We start from the raw sequence: 17,556 nt of genomic DNA, 5'->3' as shown, positions 1-17,556 counted from the left end.
CACCGTGTCAGTTCGGTGCCGGCGGTGCCGGCCGGGTGTGCGCGCGATATCAGCGGGCGGATCGAAGCTGATGGCAACGGACGGCGAACACCCGTCGCACACCGACCACGAACACCCACGGGGAGCAACCCGATGACTTACGCGATCGAGACCGAGGGCCTGGTCAAGCGGTACGGCGGCACCACCGCGTTGGCCGGGGTCGACCTACGGGCCGAGACCGGCACCGTGCTGGGCCTGCTGGGCCCCAACGGCGCGGGCAAGACCACCATGGTCCGCGCGCTGGCCACCTTGATCACGCCGGACGCGGGCATCGCCCGGGTGGGCGGGTTCGACACCGTGCGTCAGGCCCACGAGGTGCGCGGGCTGATCGGGTTGACCGGGCAGTACGCGTCGGTGGACGAGGAGATGACGGGTTTCGAGAACCTGCTCCTGCTCGGCCGCCTGCTGGACCTGTCCCGCCGCGAGGCCAAGGCGCGGGCCGCCGAGTTGCTCGCCCGCTTCGATCTGACCGAGGCCGGCGGCCGGACCCCGGGCACCTATTCGGGCGGTATGCGCCGCCGACTCGACCTGGCCGCCTCGCTGGTCGGGCGTCCCGCGTTCCTCTACCTGGACGAGCCGACCACCGGACTCGACCCGCGCAGTCGGGGCGACGTGTGGCAGATGTTGCGCGAACTGGTCCGCGACGAGGGGGTGACCGTGTTGCTGACCACGCAGTATCTGGACGAGGCGGACCAACTGGCCAGTGACATCGTGGTGATCGACCACGGCCGGGTGATCGCCAGCGGCACCTCGGACCAACTCAAGGCCCAGGTCGGCGGGCAGAGCCTGGAGATCCGCCCGGCCGACCCGGCCCGAATGGCCGACGTGGTCGCGCTGTTGCGCGAGCTCACCGACCGGGAGCCGGTCGTGGAGAGCGAGCGCGGTCAGGTCACCGTCGCGGTCACCGATCAGGACCTGCTGCCGGTGGTGGTCCGCCGGCTCGACGAGGCGGGCATCCGGGCCACCGAGTTCGCCCTGCGACTGCCCAGCCTGGACGAGGTGTTCATGACCGTCACCGGGCACCGCAGCCAGGACTCGTCCGAGTCCGACGACGCGGCGGCCGACCGGGGGAAGGCGGCGTGAACGAACTCCCGGACCTGTCCGGCCTCCCGGATCTGTACGGCACCCGGGTGTTGCCGCTGCTCGCCGTCGTCCTGCTGACCATCTCCCACCTGGCCCTCGTCCTAGGAGCCTCCCGATGACCACCACCACCGTCCGTCCCGCCGAGGACACCCCCACCACCCACAAGCCCGACCGCAGGGCCCACGTGCCGCACCGCAACGGTCCGGGTGCGGTGGTGCGGCACACGCTCACCCTCACCTGGCGCAGCCTGGTGAAATTGAAGAAGCAGAGCGAACAGCTGATCGACCTGACCCTTCAGCCGATCCTGTTCACCGTGATGTTCGTCTACCTGTTCGGCGGCGCGATCGAAGGCAGCACGCACGACTACCTGCAGTTCGTGCTGCCCGGCATCCTGGTGCAGACCGTGGTGTTCGCATCGGTCGGCACCGGTGTCGGGCTGTGTACCGACATGTCCACGGGGGTGTTCGACCGCTTCCGCAGCCTGCCGATATCACGCATCGCGCCGCTGGCGGGCACCGTGCTCGGCGACGTGTTGCGCTTCCTGGTGGCCGTCACGTCGGTCTTCGTGTTCGGCACGATCATCGGCTTCCGGTTCCACACCAACGTGTTCGCGGTGCTCGCGGCGGTCGGCCTGGTCCTGCTGTTCGCGTTCGCCATGTGCTGGGTCGTGGCGCTGCTCGGGGTGACCATGAAGCAGCCGCGCAGCGTGCAGGGCGTCTCGTTCCTGATGATGTTTCCGCTGACCTTCGGCTCGAACCTGTTCGCCAAGACCTCGACGATGCCCGGCTGGCTGCAGGCGTGGGTCAAGATCAACCCGGTCACCGAGGTGACCAACGCCTCGCGCGGGCTGCTCACCGGCGGGCCGGTGGCCCACCACGCGCTCGTCGTGGTGATCTGGGCGTTCGCCCTGATGGTGGTGTTCATCCCGCTGACGGTGCGCCAGTACAACCGCCGGGTCTGACCCGGGGATTCGCCCGATGCGCCACCCGGCCGCCGGGAGTGCCCCGACACCCTCAGGGGGTCGGGGCCACCGGCGGTTGCGGCTGGATCAGCTCGATCGCCGCGGACATCTCCAGCGCCGCCCCGATCGCCTTCGCCCGGGCGAACTCCTCGGCTCCCATCCGCTCCCCCAACCGGGCCGCCACCCGGTCCGCGTCGATGTCGCTCAGGTCGGGATGGCCGCGGACCACCTGCGCCGCGCCGAGCAGGAGTGCCGCGCGTTCGAGATCGCCGGTCTCCAGGGCCAGCGTGGCAAAGCCCTCGATGCACATGCCGAGCACCGGCATGTCCTTGCCGTCCAACGCGTAGGGGACGGCGGCCTCGAAATGAGCGCGTGCCGTCACCAGGTCGCCGCGTCCGCAGGCCACGTGCGCCCGACCGATGTGCAGGCTGCCGGTCAGTTGCGGTGGCAGCAGGCTGGCGTTCGGCAGAATCGCCAAGGCGCTCTCGTAGCGCCGCTCGGCCTCCTCGAAGTCACCCAGGTAGCGGGCCAGTTCGCCCAGTCCGAGGTCGGCGAACAGGTGTGCCATCGGGGTCGCCCGGGTATCGCCGCGCGCGGCGAGATCGGTCATCACCTCGCGCGCGAGGTCGACGTTGCCGGCCCGCGCGTGGATCATGCCCCGGCGGAGCATGAGTTGGGGAATCTCGTCCTCGGCCCGGAGCTCGTGCAGCAGCCCCAGCGCCTCGTCCACCGCGACCAACGCACCCTCGAAGTCGGCTGTGTACATCAGCAGTTCGGCCAGACCCGAGATCGCGGAGGCGCGCCCCCAGCGGTCGCCCATGGACGCGAACCGGTCGCGGGCGTCGGTGAGGAAGTGGACCGCCTCCTCCGGGTGGCCGAGGTTGACCGCGAAATGCCCGCGCATCAGCCGGGCCATCGCCTGGATCCACTCGTCGGCGAGCCCGTCCGCCTCGATCAGCGCCTCGTCCAGCGCCGGGTTGTCCCCGCGTACCACCGCGGCGAGCATCTCGATGAACACCGGCAGCGGCGCCGGCGCGTCCGCACCCAGTCGCCGAATGATCAGCCGAGCCCGGGCGTAGGCGCGGATCGCGTCCCATCGTTCGCCGGACGAGAAGGAGTGCAGCGCGTGGAAGGCGAGCGCGCCGGCGAGCTTGTCCTGCGGCGCGGGTCCGGGCACCGCGAGCGCCTCGCGGCCCCACGCGTGCGCCTCGCCGTGGTTGCCGCGCATCGCCCAGAACCAGGACAGCGCCTCGACCAGCCGGATCGCCAGGTCCGCGTCCGCGTGGTCGACCGCGTAGCGCAGCACCACCGCGAGGTTGTCGTGTTCGGCGGCGAGCCGGTTGATCGTCTCGATCTGCTCGGGCCCGCGCAGCCGCGCGTCGGCCTCCTCGGCGAAGCGGGTGAACCACCGGGCGTGACGGGTCCCGGTCTCCTCCGCCTCGCCCGCGTCCACCAGTCGCTCACCCGCGTACGCCTGGATGGTCTCCAGCAGCCGGTAGCGGGTCTCGGTGGTGCCGATCACCTCCACCAGCGACTTGTCCACCAGCCCGGCGAGCAGATCCAGCACGTCGGCCGCGGCGAAATCGGTGCCGGGCAGCACCGCCTCGGCGGCTTCGAGGGTGGTGCCGCCGGCGAACACCGACAGTCGGCGCAGGGCGACGCGTTCGCGCTTCTCCAGCAGGTCCCAGCTCCATTCCACGACCGCGCGCAGCGTCTGGTGCCGAGGCAGCGCGGTCCGGCTCCCGCCGGTCAGCAGTCGGAAGCGATCGTCGAGCCGGACGGCGATCTGGGTGGGGGTGAGCGAGCGGGTGCGGGCCGCGGCGAGTTCGATGGCGAGTGGTTGTCCGTCCAGGCGCCGGCAGATCTCGGCGACCGCGCCGATGACGTCGGCGTCGATCGCCAGGCCCGGGCGGACCGCGCGGGCCCGATCGGCGAACAGCCGCACCGACGCGTAGCGCATGCCCTGGGCCGCGTCGATGCCCACCGGCGGCAGCGCGAGCGGGCCCAGCGGGCACAACATCTCGCCGTCGATGCCCAGCGGTTCGCGGCTCGTGGCCAGGATGCGCAGGGTCGGCGTGCGGGCGAGCAGCCGGCCGGCGAAGGCCGCCGCGGCGGCGATCAGGTGCTCGCAGTTGTCCAGGATCAGCACGCTGGGTCGGCCGGCGAGCACTTCGACGATCCGCTCGACGATGTCGCGGCCGGACCCGGGCACGTACGTGTCGAGCAGGCCCACCTCACGCCGCCCGAGCGCCGTCAGCACCGCCTGCGGAAGGTCCAACGGGTCCAGCACGGGAGCGAGTTCGACGAACCAGACGCCGCCGTCCACCCCCTCGCCGGCGGCCGCTATCCGGGCACCGGCCTCGGTGCTCAGCCGGGTCTTGCCCGCGCCGCCCGGGCCCACCACGGTGACCAGGCGCGACTCGCCGAGCAGCCGATCCACCCGGACCACCTCGTCCTCGCGCCCGACGAAGGTGGTCAGCCGAGCGGGCAGATTGCCCGGCGTCGGTCGGGCCCCGCCCGAGGCCCGGTCGACGGACGGCTCGGCCGGGGTCGCCGGGCGCGAGTCGCCGCCGCGCAACACCGCCAGGTAGGCCGCCTCCAGGTCCGGCGAGGGGTCGATGCCCAATTCGTCCGCGAGCCGCTCGCGCAGGCCCTGATACAGCGTCAGCGCATCGGCTCGGCGGCCCTCTTCGTGCAGCGTGCGGATCAGCAGTCCGTACAGCCGCTCGCGCAGCGGATGCTCCCGGGTGAGCTGTTCCAGCTCGGCGGCCAGGCCCCGGCTGCGGCCGAGCGCGAGCTGCGCCTGGGCCCGGTCCTCGATCGCGCCGAGCCGCTGCTCGGCCAGCCGGGCGGCGGATCCGATCGCGAACGAGGCGTCGGCGGCGTCGGCCAGCGCCGGCCCCCGCCACAACGCGAGCGCGCGGCCCAGGGTCTCGGCGGCGCCCGCCGGGTCGCCCTCGCCGAGCCGGCGGCGACCGCGGACCGCGAGCGTGCCGAACAGGTGTGCGTCCACGTCCTCGGGCCGGACGCGGAGCAGGTAGCCGGCCGGCCCCGAGTCGAGTTCGACGGGCAACTGCCGGCGCAGCCGGGAGATCAACGACTGCAACGCGTTGCCCGCCCCCGCAGGCGGCTCGTCGCCCCATACGGCCGCGATCAACCGGTCCGCGGAGACCGGCCTGCCGGGGTCCAGGGCGAGTCGGATCAGCAGCGCACGCAGTCGCGCGCCGCCGATCGTCACGGATCGACCATCGTCGTCCCACACTTGGAGCGGGCCAAGCACCGAAATCTGCACCCCACCACTCTTCCACCCCGATGCGCTGCCGGAGCGAACCGCAGCAGCGCACGGAGTGAAGTAGGGGGTCGGCGACGGAGAGTTGCGCTTTGGGAGCGCCCCGGGGCACGGGAACCCGGGACGATCATCGGGAGAATTCACTCTTTCGTGGGATTAATTCCCACTCGTGGGAGTGAGGAGCGCGAACAATCAACCGTTCGGTATCGGAACGGACTCGACTCAGGAGTCGATCCCACCGATAAACGTCTGCCACGCGCCGGCTTCCAGATGGAGCACCGGACCTGCGGCAACTTTCGAGTCGCGCACCAGGACGGCACTCGCGACGGGGGCCGTCTCGACGCAATTGCTGGTGGCGCCGCTGTATGTGCTCCGCCGCCAAGCGTGACCGGCGAAAGCGCTGTGACCTGCGGCTTTGAGGTCGTCGTGGGAATCTTCGGTGATACTCGGGGAATCGAACCGGAAATGTGAACCCGGGTTTGTGTTGCTCAAGACAATTCCTTTGCTGCGAGCTCGATCATGGACAAGGATTCACCGTACGACAGTGCCGAAGCGCGGATGTCCTCAAACAAACGCTCATAGACACTGACGTGTTCGGGCTCCTCCAGATAGAGGCTACTCGTATGCGTGTCGAGTACGACCACATCCAGATCGGAAAGCGCGGGGAATCCGATGATCGCGAATGAACCCTCGATCGCGGGGTGTGCGCCCGCCGAGAACGGGAGGATCTGCAGCCGCACGTGTGGCCGGACCGCGGCGGCCATCAGGTGCTCCAACTGGGCCCGCATCGTCTCCCGGCCGCCCACCACGGTGCGCAGCACGGACTCCGAGATGACCACGGTGAGCCGGAACGTGGCCTCGCCGTGCGGGCCGACCCGATCGAGCACCGCCTGCCGCTCCTGGCGGACCCGGACCAGCATGTCCACCTGCTCGGCGGACATGTCCTCTCGGACCGCGGCAATCACCGCCCGGACGTAGTCCGGGGTCTGCAACAGGCCCGGAATGAGCGAGAGTTCGAATCCGCGCATGCCCGAGGACTCGGCCTCCAGGCTGAGCAGTTCGGCGTAGGAGCTGGGCAGGATCGACGAGTAACTGTGCCACCAGCCGCGCTTCTTGGCCTCCCGGGCCAGGGTGAGCAGCGAATCGCGCTCCTGTTCGTCCTCGACCCGGTACAGATCCAGCAGAATCCGCAGGTCCACCGGTCGCACACCGCTGCGGCCCAATTCGATCCGACTGACCTTGGAATCCGAGCACTCCAGGCGTACGGCGACATCTTCGAGACTCAGGCCGCGCGCTTCGCGCAACCGGCGCAGCTCGGTCCCGAGCCTGCGCTGCCGGACGGTCGGATTGGGCGCCATGGCCACGCCGCACCTCCACTTACACGCTGTTCACGCACCGAACCGGAACGTCGGCGCGTCCGATCGGGGGACAGTGTGCCCTACTGCGGGTGGAAGTGTGGTGACTACCGGAAACTTCCCGTCGATCCAAGATTGGGAGTTGCACACTCGTTCACAGCCGGGCACGCTCCATGTCGGCCATGACTTACTGTTGTTCACGGGTCGCTCTGAGTGCCTGCCTCGGATCGCGCGACCCCCTGCCCGCACGTCCGGAGGTCGACATGCCGGTGATGGCGGAGGACGTCCGTCACTATTGCGTTCAGCTCGCCGCCTCGACCGTGGGGGTCGGGCGAGTCCGCCGGGCCACCGGCAAGGTCCTGCACGACTGGGGCCTGGCCGAGTTGGTCGACGTCGCGGAGGTGCTGCTGACCGAATTGCTGACCAACGTCCTCGTCCACGTCGGGCCCGGGGCCTGGCACGCCCTGACCCTGCTGCACGACGGCGACCTGTTGCGGGTGGAGGTGCGCGACTCGTCACCGCGCCTGCCGGTCGCCCGGATCGGCACGTGGGACGAGGAGTCGGGTCGGGGCCTGCGGATGATCGACGGCCTGGCGCACGCGTGGGGCGCCGACCGCCTGCCGCCGGGCAAGGTGGTGTGGTTCACCCTGCCGGACATCGTGCGCCCGACCTCCTGCGATCGATCCCCCGGAGTCGACTTCGCGCGACCGGCGTCGTGCGAGCGACGCCGGGTGGCCGACTCGGTGTGATCGAGGACCGCGCGGCCGACCGCCGGGCGGGCCGGGTCCGCGGCGGCGCCGGCCCGCGACCACCGGCGGTCAGCCGGCGGACGGGCCGATCGCCTCCGGACCGGTGTCGGCGTCGGCGGCTCGGGCGAGCAGGCATTCCTCGGCGAAGGCCAGCACGCGCAGGTGGTAGGCGCGCGCCGCGTGGTGCAGGCTGATGTTGTGCCCGACGCCGCGTTGGGTGTGCGTCTCCACCCACCGCGCGCCGACGAGCAACTCACGTGCCTCGGCGGGCACTTCGGGGCCGGCTACCTGGGATCGCTCGAACTCGGCCACGGTCCAGTGCACCGGCGCCGACACCCGCGCCAGCACGCCGGGCAGCGTGTACGGACTCTCCCGCACGTCGAGGAACTCGGCCATCGGCACCGGTGCCGCCACCCGCCCGGCCCGGGTGAGCAGCGCCGGATCGTAGGACCCGGGCGGCCCGAAGAAGGTGTCCGGCGTGCCACCGCCCATCGACGGCACGAACGCGCCCTCGGTGGGGACGGCGGCGAACTCGGCCAGCCGCTCGGGGGTGTAGCGCAGCGGCGCACCGCCGACGGCGACCCCGAGCAGGTCCCGGCCGCGCTTGTCGGCCGCCATCCGCAGTGCCACGAGCGCGCCCATCGAGTGCGCGGCGAGGAACACCGGCGCCGGGCCCGACCCGTCCGGCTCGGCGCCGACCTCGGTCGCGCCGAGTTCGTCGAGCAGGGCGAACAACACGTCCACCTGCGCGTCCAGCCCCTGCCGCTCCCGGGCCAGGCCCACGGACGCGCCGTAGCCGGGTCGGTCGATCGCCAGGACCGTCCAGCCGAGCGCCGCGGCCGGCACGAGCAGCGAGTCCTCGGCCGCGCCGGGGCGGTGCCAGTAGTCCGCGCGCGAGCCGCCGCCGTGCAGCGCGAACAGCAGTCCGCGCGGCCGTACGCCGGGTTTCGGGCGGGCGAGCAGACCCGACAGGGTCATGCCCGCGATGTCATAACCAACGTTCTCGACCCGGCCGGGCATGGTGCTGACCTCCACGTGCGATTGCCCACTGATGAGACCACATCGCCCCGGGGGTCATTGACGGGGTATCGACCCCGGCCAACAATGTAACGGTGTAACAGAGACGTGGTCGGAGTACTGAATCTCCCCATCCCGGACATCTCCCAGACATCGGAGTCACTCCTTTGAAGCACCAGGACGTGGTCGCCACCGGGCGACGCATCATCGAGCACATCACCAACCGCACGCTCGACCTGGGCGCGGCGCCCGCCGTCCTGAACGGCTCGTGCTTCACCGACCCCGGCCGGCACGACCGTGAGCGCGAGGTGCTGTTCCGCCGCACTCCGCAGGTGATCGGGTGGGCCGGCGAGGTGGCCGAGCCGGGCGACTTCATCGCGCGCGACGTGGACGGCGTACCGGTTCTGGTGACCCGGGACCGGGACGGTGAGCTGCACGCGTTCCTGGACGCCTGCACCCACCGGGGCATGCGGGTGAGCCGGGACGTCCCGGAGACCGAGGGCTTGACCGGCACCGGCTGCGGCAGCGCGCAACGCTTTCGCTGCGGTTATCACGGCTGGACCTTCGGCAACGACGGCGAGCTGACGGGGCTGCCCTCGCGTCCGCAGTTCCCGGGCATCGACCCGGCGAAGTTCGGCCTGCGTCCGCTGCCGGTCGCGTTGTCCGCGGGCCTGGTCGTGGTGGGCCTGCGCCCGGACGTCGAGGTCGCCGGCGCACTGGACGAACTGGAGGACGCCTACGCGGGTTTCCCCTACGACCGCACCCGCGCGGTGGTCAGCGAACGCTTCGACCTGGCCTGCAACTGGAAGCTCTCGGTCGACATCAACGTCGAGGCGTATCACGTGCCGTTCCTGCACACCGCGACGATCAACGGCATCGTGCTCAACCACGGCATCGTCGACACGTGGGGCCCGCACACCCGGTTCGCCGTCCCGATCGTGGGATTCGAGCAACTCGCCGACGTGCCCGAGGAGTCCTGGCCCGCACGGCTGCCGATGGTCAACGTGCAGACCGTGCTGCCGTCCACCGTGCTGATCGAGAGCCCGTTGAGCACCACGATGTTGCGGATCTATCCGGGCGACCGGCCGAACCGCTCGGTCGTGCACATGACCGAGGGCACCTGGGAGCCGCTGAGCGAGAGCAGCATCACCATGGCCCGGGCGAACCACGAGACCAACAAGCGGGTGCTGGTGACCGAGGACTTCCCCGGCGCCGAGTCCTGCCAACGCGGCTTCGACGCGGGTCTGCCGAACATGGTCGCGGGCATGGGCGAGTCGGCGGTCGCGCACTGGCATCGGGTGTGGGACGACGCGCTCGCCGCGGCCCGATACTGAGTGGCCGACGCACGCGGCCGGCGCCGGCCGGGCCTCGGCCGGCGAAGGGTTATGATCGTCCTGCTCGCGAAACGCTGTGCGGTTCGCGAAGGAGGCGCCTTTGGCCGGGCGCCTCCTTTTCTTTGTCCGGATCCGGGAGCGTCCGTGCCCGGATCCGGAAGCGGCGGCCGCACGCGCCCCTTCCGCGGCGCGCCGAAGAACCGTTTCCGGATCGTATTTCCGGGCTCTACCCGTGCCGCCGCCCAGGTCCTACTCTGCTCTCCAGCAAGCACGTCGACAGGTCCCGGAGGGGCGTGGGCGATGCCCGCAGTGCGGACGCTCGGTGAGGTGCTCGACCACGACGGCCCGCTTGCCGAGGGGCCGCTGCGCGAGGTCGCGGCGGGGATCGCCGACGCCCTGGCCCGGGTGCACGCGATCGGGCTCGTACACGGCCGACTGGGTCCGGACCAGGTGCTGATCACCCCGTACGGGCCGCGGGTGACCGGTTTCGCCGGCCGGACCGACGCGGACGACGGCGGCGACCCCTCGGAGGACGTGTACGCGTTCGGCACGCTGATCACCCTCGCCGGCGGCGGTACCGCCTCCGCCGAGCTGAGCCCGCTGCTCCGGCGTTGCCTGGACCCCGATCCCGGGCAGCGCCCGACCGCGGTGGACGTCGATCGGGTGTTGACCCCCAGGCCGATGTCGCTGGTGCCGCCGGCCGCCCCCGTCGAGGAGACCGCCGACGTGCCCCAGGCGGCCCGCGCCGAGGATCCGCCGACCGGGCGCGGGCTGACCCGACGCCGGCTGCTGATCGCGGGCGGGTTCGCGCTCACTGCGGCGACGGTGACCTCGGCCGGCGTCGCCTTCGCCCGGTTCGCCGACGGCGACCGGACGCAGCCCCGGACGCGGTGGCGACGGGCGGTGGAGGGTCGGGTGACCACGCTTCAGGTCTTCGACAACGTCGCGTACTGCACGACCACGGAGAACGTGGTCATGGCACTGGGTACCGAGACCGGCGTGGCGTTGTGGACCGCGCGCACCGAATCGATGGTGTGGGCCGAGCCGGTGGTCTCCGGGACCGCCGTGTTCCTGGCCTGCGTGGCCGGGCAACTCGCCGCGCTCGACCCGGCGAGCGGCGAACGCACCTGGCAGCAGTACGCCGGCGATCAGATTCTCGGCGCGCCGGTGATGCTGGGCTCCTCCCTGGTCGTCGGCACCCGGGACAACCGGGTGCTCGGCGTCGACATGGCGCAGGGTGCACACCGCTGGCAGTGGACCCGGCCGGGCGAACACGGCGGGGTGATGCCGGGTGTGCTCGGCACCGGCGACGACCGGGTCTACCTGACCTACGCCGACGGCACGGTGAGCGCGATCGCGCCCGAGCGAACCGAGCCGATCTGGTCGATCACGCTGGAAGGCCCGATCACTCGGCCGCCGCGGGTGATCCGTGATCGGGTGTACGTGGTGACCGGCCTCACGCTGGTCGCGCTGAAGGTCGCCACCGGCGAGATCGCCTGGCGCTTTCGCGGCACCCCGGACCTGACCGTACCGGTGGTGACGCAGGACGCCGTCTACACCACCGACGTCGGCACGCTGTACGCGCTGGACGCGCTCAGCGGCGTGCAACGGTGGCGGCAGCGGACCGGTGCCGGTGTGCCCAGCCCGGTGGCCGTGCTGAACGGCGTCGCCTACGCGGGCGGCACCGACGAACTGCACGCCTTCGACGCGGTATCGGGCCGACGGCGCTGGACGCACCCGCTGCCGACCTATCTCACCGCCGCTCCGGCGGGCGCCGGCGGGGTGCTGTTGCTGGGCACGGCCGGCTCCGAACTCATCGCTCTGGACACCTGATCCGCCGCGAGCGGCGGCGCCGCCAGGACTCGCCGCGCGCCGATCGTGTCGCGGGCCGTCACGGTCACCAGTCGGCCGCCGCCGGCCAGGTCGCACACCGCGCGCCCGGGGGCGCTCGGCGGCCGGTCGGGCGGGGCGGGCAGGGTCAGCCGGGTGGCCACCACCGTCCCGCCCGCGGTGCCGGCCGGACCACGCCAGCCCGGGTGCGCGGCGGGCCCGTACTCGCTCTGCTGACGCAGCACCGGGCGGCCGGCCACGACCACGTCCCACCGGGACAGCGCGTCGCCGCACGGTTCGTCGGCGCGGCCCAGGACCAGCGTCTCCTGGGCGAAAAGCCGTGCGTCCGAGTCGAGTTCGGCCCGCACGCGAGCATGGAAGGCGGCTCGCGCGGCCACCACGACCGGCTCCGGCAGCCACTCCAGCAGGCCGCCGGCGCCGATCACCAGGTCCACCCGCTGCCGGGCCGGGGTGCCGTCGCCGATCAGGATCACCGCCGCGGCGGCGGTCCGCACCCGCAGGCGCGCGCCGGGCCCCACCTCGACACGCACGGCCAGGTCGTCGCCGCCGATCGGGCCCGCCGCACCACCCACGAAGACCACTTCGACGATGTCGCCCGGCACGGACACCACGCGCGGCAGCAGCGGCACCTGTCCGCGCAGCTCGGTCGGCACCGTGCGGCCGCGCCGAAGTTCCGCGCGGACCACGGCGGTTGCCTTCACCCGCGGGCCGATCCGACGGTCGGCGGCGGGGTCGCGGCCGGTGCGGGGGCCGGGAGCGCGACCGGGACCGCCGTACCGGCCTGCCACGCGGCGATCTGGCCGAGCACCCACGCGCCGACCACGTCCGCGCCCGGGCTCTCGCGCAGCGACAGGAACGCCACCGGTGTGCCCGGCCGCATCCGGGCCGCGTCGCGGTCCATCACGGCCAGGTCCGCGCCGATCTGCGGGGCGATGTCGGTCTTGTTGATCACCAGCAGGTCGGAACGGGTCACCCCGGGACCGCCCTTGCGTGGGACCTTGTCGCCGCCGGAGACGTCGATGACGAAGAGTTGTACGTCGGCCAGGCCGCGGCTGAAGGTCATGGTGAGGTTGTCCCCGCCGGATTCGATGATCACCAGGTCCAGGTCCGGGTGTATCGCCGTCAGGTCCTCGACCGCGTCCAGGTTGCCGCTGATGTCGTCGCGCACGGCGGTGTGCGGACAACAGCCGGTCTGCACGGCGGCGATCCGGTCGGCCGCCAACACCCCTGCGGCGCGCAGGAAGTCGGCGTCCTCGGTGGTGTAGATGTCGTTGGTGACCACCGCGAGCGAGAAGCGGTCGGCCAGGACCCGGCAGAGCGCGGCGACCAGCGCCGTCTTGCCGGATCCCACCGGCCCGCCGATGCCGATCCGCAACGGTCGCGAACCGGGCACGGCGGCCGCCGGCGAAGTGTGCGGGTGCGTACCGCCGTTGCCGGGGGTGTGATCAAGATGCAAAGTGGACGACCTCCTCGTGGGCGTGCAGTTCGGCGCAGACGTCGAGGCCGACCGAGGACCAACCGGGCAACCGCTCCCAGTCGCCGTCGGCGAACACGGTGCGCGCCGCGTCGGCGGCCTCCTCGGCGACCTGGTCGCAGTGCCCGGCCATCTCGGCGAGCACCACGGTGACCGAGATCGGGTCCAGGGAGAGCAGCTTGACCGCGGCCGAGGCGGGTGCGTTGACCGCGTTGGTGGCGGCGAGTACGGCCGCCTCGCGCTCGTCGAGCCGGGCCCGGGTGGCCGCGGCGCCGAGCACGATCGCGTGGTGCGGGGACACGCCCAGCGCGGCCCAGGGTTCGGTGGGCCAGGCCGCCTTGACCACCCGGCGCAGCGACCTGCCCTGCACGCGGGAGGCGGCCCGGGCGGGCCCGGAGGCGGTCCGCGCGTCGAGTTCGGCGTCGAGCTCGGCCCACGGGGCGAGTTCGGGGATCGTGTACGGACCGGCGGTCAGCGCGGCGACGGCGGCGAAGGCCGCCTGGACCGCACCCGTGCCATAGAGCTTGCCGAGCAGGAATTCGGTGAGCGTGTCGAGGTCGTGCACCTCGCCCCGCAGGACGGCGTTCTCCAAGCCGCCCGAGTGCGCGTAGCCGCCTGCCGGCAGCCGGGAGTCCCCGAGGAGGAGAAGTCCAGCACCCATGAGTACCACCTCTTACTGGTCGCAACGTGTCGATGTCGGTCCTGGCCGGTCACCGCAGTCACAGTTCTACATCCTGACGGTGAGTCAGCTTGCACTGACCCTCCGTCAATACGCGATCGGGCGCAATCAGAACAGGAAATAACGTTGGGCCATCGGCAAGGTTCCGGCCGGCGCGGCGACCACCTTCTCGCCGTCGACGCGCACCGAGAACGTCTCGGGATCCACCTCGATGTGCGGCATGGCGTCATTGAGTGGCATGGCCGACTTGCCCCTTCCGCGCACATCGCCGGTCGGCACGAGTCGGCGATCGATGTTCAGTCGCCCGGCGAGCCCGTCCGCCAGCGCCGCCGGGGCCACGAAGTGCACCGACGTGGCCGCGGCGGTCCGTGCCGCGGCGCCGAACATCGGTCTGGGCAGCACCGGTTGGGGCGTCGGGATGGACGCGTTCGCGTCGCCCATCGCGGCCCACGCGATGGCGCCGCCCTTGATCACCAGGTGTGGCCGGACCCCGAAGAACTTCGGTTCCCACAACACCAGATCGGCCAGTTTGCCGACGGCGACCGAGCCCACCTCCTCGTCGAGTCCGTGCGCGACCGCCGGGCAGATCGTGTACTTGGCCACATATCGTCGGGCCCGCAGGTTGTCCGCGGCCCCGTCGCCGGGCAACGAACCGCGCCGCACCTTGTTCACGTGCGCGGTCTGCCAGGTCCGCAGCACGGTTTCACCGATTCGGCCCATCGCCTGGCTGTCCGAGCCGATCATCGAGATGGCGCCGAGGTCGTGCAGCACGTCCTCGGCGGCGATGGTCGAGGGCCGGATCCGCGATTCGGCGAAGGCGAGGTCCTCGGCGACGGCCGGATTCAGGTGGTGGCAGACCATCAGCATGTCGAGATGTTCCTCGACCGTGTTGACGGTGTGCGGCCGGGTCGGATTGGTGGACGAGGGCAGGATGTTGGGCAGGCCGGCCACGGTGATGATGTCCGGCGCGTGTCCGCCGCCCGCCCCTTCGGTGTGGTAGGCGTGGATGGTGCGCCCGCCGATCGCGGCCAACGTGCCCTCGACGAAGCCGGTCTCGTTGAGCGTGTCGCTGTGCAGCGCGACCTGGATGCCGGCCGCGTCCGCCACGCGCAGCGCGGCGTCGATCACGGCCGGGGTCGAGCCCCAGTCCTCATGCAGCTTGAGCCCGCCGGCGCCGGCCCGGATCTGCTCCCACATGGCCTCCTCGGACACGGTGTTGCCCTTGCCCAGGAGCACGAAGTTGATCGGTACCTCGTCCAACGCCTCCAACATCCGGGCCAGATGCCACGCACCGGGCGTCACGGTGGTCGCCTTGCTGCCCTCGGCCGGCCCGGTACCGCCGGCCACCATCGTGGTCACGCCGGCGGACAGCGCCTCGGGGAACTGGGTCGGCGAGATCAGATGCACGTGGCAGTCCACGGCGCCGGCGGTCAGGATGCGCCCGTTGCCCGCGATGATCTCGGTCGACGGGCCGATCACCAGGTCCGGATGCACGCCGTCCATGGTGTCCGGGTTGCCGGCCTTGCCGATGCCGCTGATCCTCCCGTCCCGGATGCCGATGTCCGCCTTGACGACGCCCCAGTGGTCCAGGACGACGGCCCCGGTGATCACCGTGTCGGGAGTGCCCTCGGCGCGGGTCCGCATCGACTGCCCCATCGACTCCCGAATCACCTTGCCGCCGCCGAAGATCGCCTCGTCCCCGGCGGCCCCGAGCGGCCGGGTGAGATCCTCGGTCACCTCCACCAGCAGTTCGGTGTCGGCAAGCCTGATGCGATCCCCGGTGGTCGGCCCGTACAACAACGCATACCGATGCCGATCGATCGACGTCACCGCGCGACCTCCCCGCCGGCAGCCCGGCCATCGGCAGCCGACCCCGCTGCCCCTCCGGGCGCGGCGTCGGATCCGCCCGTCGACGTGTGGCGGCTCGGTACCCCGCCCCCCACGGCGTCCAACGCACCTCCGCGACCGGTCCGCAGCCCCGGCACCACCCGCGCCCCGGCGAGCGGCACCAACTCCACCTCGCGGGCCACCCCCGGCTCGAACCGCACCGCCGTCCCCGCCGGCACGTGCAGCCGATACCCCCAGGCCGCCGCCCGATCGAACTCCAACGCGTCGTTGGCCGCCGGAAAATGCAGATGCGACCCGACCTGCACGGGCCGATCCCCGGTGTTCAACACCACCAACGTGGACACCGCCCGCCCGGGATTGAGGGGAATCTCCTCCGCACCCAACAAAATCTCCCCGGGCACCACCGCCACCAGCGACCGGTGATGCGCCTTCACGGAATCGGCCGATGCACGGTGACCAACTTCGTCCCATCCGGAAAGGTGGCCTCGACCTGCACCTCACCCACCATCTCCGGGACGCCCTCCATCACATCGTCCCGCCCCAGCACCTGCCGCCCCGCCTCCTGAAGATCCGCCACCGACCGCCCGTCCCGGGCCCCTTCGAGCAAAAACGACGCCAACACCGCAGTCGCCTCGGGGTAGTTGAGCCGCAGCCCTCTGGCTCTACGCCGCTGCGCCAGGTCAGCCGCATAGGAAACCATCAACCGCTCCTGCTCATGCGGGGTCAGCAACACGCGAAGCCCCTCCAGACCGTCGTAGTACCGACTCGTTGCCCCAAAGCCTCCCGGCCCCGTGTTACCCAACGAAACGACGAAGGTTAACGGAGTGTATCCAAATGCTCACGTGATCCGTGGAGCGTGCTCGACGGCGCCGGGTGGTCGACAAGGCGCACATCTGTTCCATCTGTTCGGAATCTGCTTGGCGCCTAGGTGTTGGCCCTCTCGATCACAGCCGCCCCACGCCCGCCATTTCCGTACTACCGCTAAAATGGCGGCTCATCAAGAGACCCTCTGTCTGCGTTCCAAAAACTATTCCATGAGTCGCCATCCTCTTCTGACAGTTCCGCAGCGCTGCGCAGCGAATCAACGTCCTCACCCCAAGCCTCAAGACCTGCTATTGCTGCGGACCGATGGCCTCGATCGGTACTGGCAGCCAATACGGTCCGCACCAAGGGAGCCAGCTTGCTCCGATGCAAGACGAGCTCCGGGGCATCCAGAAGATGAACCGCGGCAAGGAGCGCCGATTCCCGGACATCCGGATTCATGTCGGAAAAATAAGGGGAGACACCTTGAAATAGAATGGGACGAACGGCCCAAACACCACCGAAAATCGGCTCAAAATTCAGCATACTATCGTCGAATCTCGCGCGGATCTTCATCTCTGCCTCACGACTGACTGCATAAGCCAACTCGGCTAGCCAATTCAGCAGTCTTCCTCGAAGAGGAAACTTTTCTTCCCCCTGGGCCGGCACGAGGAGTTCTCGGATTTCAGCATCACCCAGAATGGCGGCAACGTACACCGCGGCATGAGCCGTTGCAGGGTAGACAGACCCCTGATGGAACAGGTCATCCCAAAGATGATCAAGGCCAGCCGCTACTTCAGCGGAATTGCCGGAGACCAGACCGCCCAGTTTGACTGGTGTATTGGAAGAAGCCATCCCGCCACCGTGCCTCAGGCGGGCCCAATCGACCTCTGCAAGGAACGTGCGCGGATCGGGCAGTTCATCAATCATCTACGAATCATGCCACATGCGAGGCCCCCTGGAACTCCAGGGGTTCACGGCCGCGAGCTGTCAGGGGGCCTCGACTTCATGTGGAGAAAGACTACTCGATCATTCGATCAAGCAAAATTTCCGACCGGAAAGAGGGGAACCGGCCG

General features: G+C 70.7%; 16 protein-coding genes and 1 pseudogene. 6 read left to right on the top strand and 11 right to left on the bottom strand.

The window, feature by feature from the left end:
- Positions 1-132 precede the first annotated feature (132 nt).
- Genes ABZ374_RS32230 through ABZ374_RS32220 form a run of 3 tightly spaced genes read left to right on the top strand, consistent with a single transcriptional unit; the run spans position 133 to position 2,083 of the window.
- Positions 133-1,122 (top strand): ATP-binding cassette domain-containing protein, encoded by a 990-nt coding sequence (locus tag ABZ374_RS32230; RefSeq protein ID WP_360317790.1) that lies wholly within the window; start codon positions 133-135, stop codon positions 1,120-1,122.
- On the top strand, positions 1,119-1,241 hold the full coding sequence (locus tag ABZ374_RS32225) for a hypothetical protein (protein ID WP_360317788.1): 123 nt from the start codon (positions 1,119-1,121) through the stop codon (positions 1,239-1,241). Before ABZ374_RS32230 ends, ABZ374_RS32225 begins: the two co-directional genes overlap by 4 nt.
- The gene (locus ABZ374_RS32220) at positions 1,238-2,083 is read left to right on the top strand and encodes an ABC transporter permease (protein ID WP_360317786.1); all 846 of its coding nucleotides are present in this window, start codon (positions 1,238-1,240) and stop codon (positions 2,081-2,083) included. The genes ABZ374_RS32225 and ABZ374_RS32220 overlap by 4 nt, the downstream gene beginning before the upstream one ends.
- Positions 2,084-2,135: 52 nt before the next feature.
- Here the strand turns inward: ABZ374_RS32220 and ABZ374_RS32215 are convergent, their stop codons facing one another.
- The 3 genes from ABZ374_RS32215 to ABZ374_RS32205 form a co-directional block, all read right to left on the bottom strand.
- Entirely contained in the window at positions 2,136-5,321 is a 3,186-nt protein-coding gene (locus tag ABZ374_RS32215) for a BTAD domain-containing putative transcriptional regulator (RefSeq protein WP_360317784.1), read from the bottom strand.
- Between the two features lie 273 nt (positions 5,322-5,594).
- Positions 5,595-5,864: a DUF397 domain-containing protein gene (locus ABZ374_RS32210; RefSeq protein ID WP_360317782.1), complete on the bottom strand. Its 270-nt coding sequence runs from the start codon at positions 5,862-5,864 to the stop codon at positions 5,595-5,597.
- Positions 5,861-6,730, bottom strand: coding sequence for a helix-turn-helix transcriptional regulator (locus ABZ374_RS32205; RefSeq protein WP_360317780.1), 870 nt, complete (start codon positions 6,728-6,730; stop codon positions 5,861-5,863). Before ABZ374_RS32205 ends, ABZ374_RS32210 begins: the two co-directional genes overlap by 4 nt.
- Before the next feature lie 260 nt (positions 6,731-6,990).
- Between ABZ374_RS32205 and ABZ374_RS32200 the strand changes: the two genes are divergently transcribed.
- Complete coding sequence (locus ABZ374_RS32200; protein WP_360317778.1) at positions 6,991-7,476, top strand: ATP-binding protein; 486 nt, start codon at positions 6,991-6,993, stop codon at positions 7,474-7,476.
- A gap of 69 nt (positions 7,477-7,545) precedes the next feature.
- Here ABZ374_RS32200 and ABZ374_RS32195 read toward each other — a convergent pair whose 3' ends face one another.
- Positions 7,546-8,496, bottom strand: a complete 951-nt coding sequence (locus ABZ374_RS32195; protein ID WP_360317775.1) for an alpha/beta fold hydrolase — start codon at positions 8,494-8,496, stop codon at positions 7,546-7,548.
- Between the two features lie 164 nt (positions 8,497-8,660).
- On the opposite strand from ABZ374_RS32195, the gene ABZ374_RS32190 reads away from it, so the two are divergent.
- Complete coding sequence (locus tag ABZ374_RS32190; RefSeq protein WP_360317772.1) at positions 8,661-9,827, top strand: aromatic ring-hydroxylating dioxygenase subunit alpha; 1,167 nt, start codon at positions 8,661-8,663, stop codon at positions 9,825-9,827.
- A 300-nt stretch (positions 9,828-10,127) separates the two neighbouring features.
- On the top strand, positions 10,128-11,660 hold the full coding sequence (locus ABZ374_RS32185) for a PQQ-binding-like beta-propeller repeat protein (RefSeq protein ID WP_360317769.1): 1,533 nt from the start codon (positions 10,128-10,130) through the stop codon (positions 11,658-11,660).
- On the opposite strand, the gene ABZ374_RS32180 is transcribed toward ABZ374_RS32185, so the two are convergent.
- The 7 genes and pseudogenes from ABZ374_RS32180 to ABZ374_RS32150 form a co-directional block, all read right to left on the bottom strand.
- Complete coding sequence (locus ABZ374_RS32180) at positions 11,576-12,379, bottom strand: urease accessory protein UreD (protein ID WP_360317767.1); 804 nt, start codon at positions 12,377-12,379, stop codon at positions 11,576-11,578. The genes ABZ374_RS32185 and ABZ374_RS32180 overlap by 85 nt on opposite strands.
- Positions 12,376-13,134 (bottom strand): urease accessory protein UreG, encoded by a 759-nt coding sequence (gene ureG, locus ABZ374_RS32175; protein WP_360317764.1) that lies wholly within the window; start codon positions 13,132-13,134, stop codon positions 12,376-12,378. Before ureG ends, ABZ374_RS32180 begins: the two co-directional genes overlap by 4 nt.
- Complete coding sequence (locus tag ABZ374_RS32170; protein WP_360317762.1) at positions 13,124-13,813, bottom strand: urease accessory UreF family protein; 690 nt, start codon at positions 13,811-13,813, stop codon at positions 13,124-13,126. The genes ureG and ABZ374_RS32170 overlap by 11 nt, the downstream gene beginning before the upstream one ends.
- Positions 13,814-13,939: 126 nt before the next feature.
- Entirely contained in the window at positions 13,940-15,661 is a 1,722-nt protein-coding gene (locus ABZ374_RS32165) for an urease subunit alpha (protein ID WP_360317759.1), read from the bottom strand.
- Between the two features lie 113 nt (positions 15,662-15,774).
- Positions 15,775-16,083, bottom strand: a pseudogene (locus ABZ374_RS32160) (urease subunit beta); the annotation flags it as partial.
- A gap of 26 nt (positions 16,084-16,109) precedes the next feature.
- Complete coding sequence (locus ABZ374_RS32155; RefSeq protein WP_360317757.1) at positions 16,110-16,412, bottom strand: urease subunit gamma; 303 nt, start codon at positions 16,410-16,412, stop codon at positions 16,110-16,112.
- Between the two features lie 248 nt (positions 16,413-16,660).
- On the bottom strand, positions 16,661-17,410 hold the full coding sequence (locus ABZ374_RS32150) for a hypothetical protein (RefSeq protein ID WP_360317754.1): 750 nt from the start codon (positions 17,408-17,410) through the stop codon (positions 16,661-16,663).
- Positions 17,411-17,556 lie beyond the last annotated feature (146 nt).

Origin of the sequence: Embleya sp. NPDC005971 (genome assembly GCF_040629175.1) — a bacterium.
In the GTDB taxonomy this organism is placed as follows: Bacteria; Actinomycetota; Actinomycetes; order Streptomycetales; family Streptomycetaceae; genus Embleya.
The sequence above is the reverse complement of the archived record's forward strand: the minus strand, read 5'-3'. Positions and strand labels throughout refer to the sequence as shown.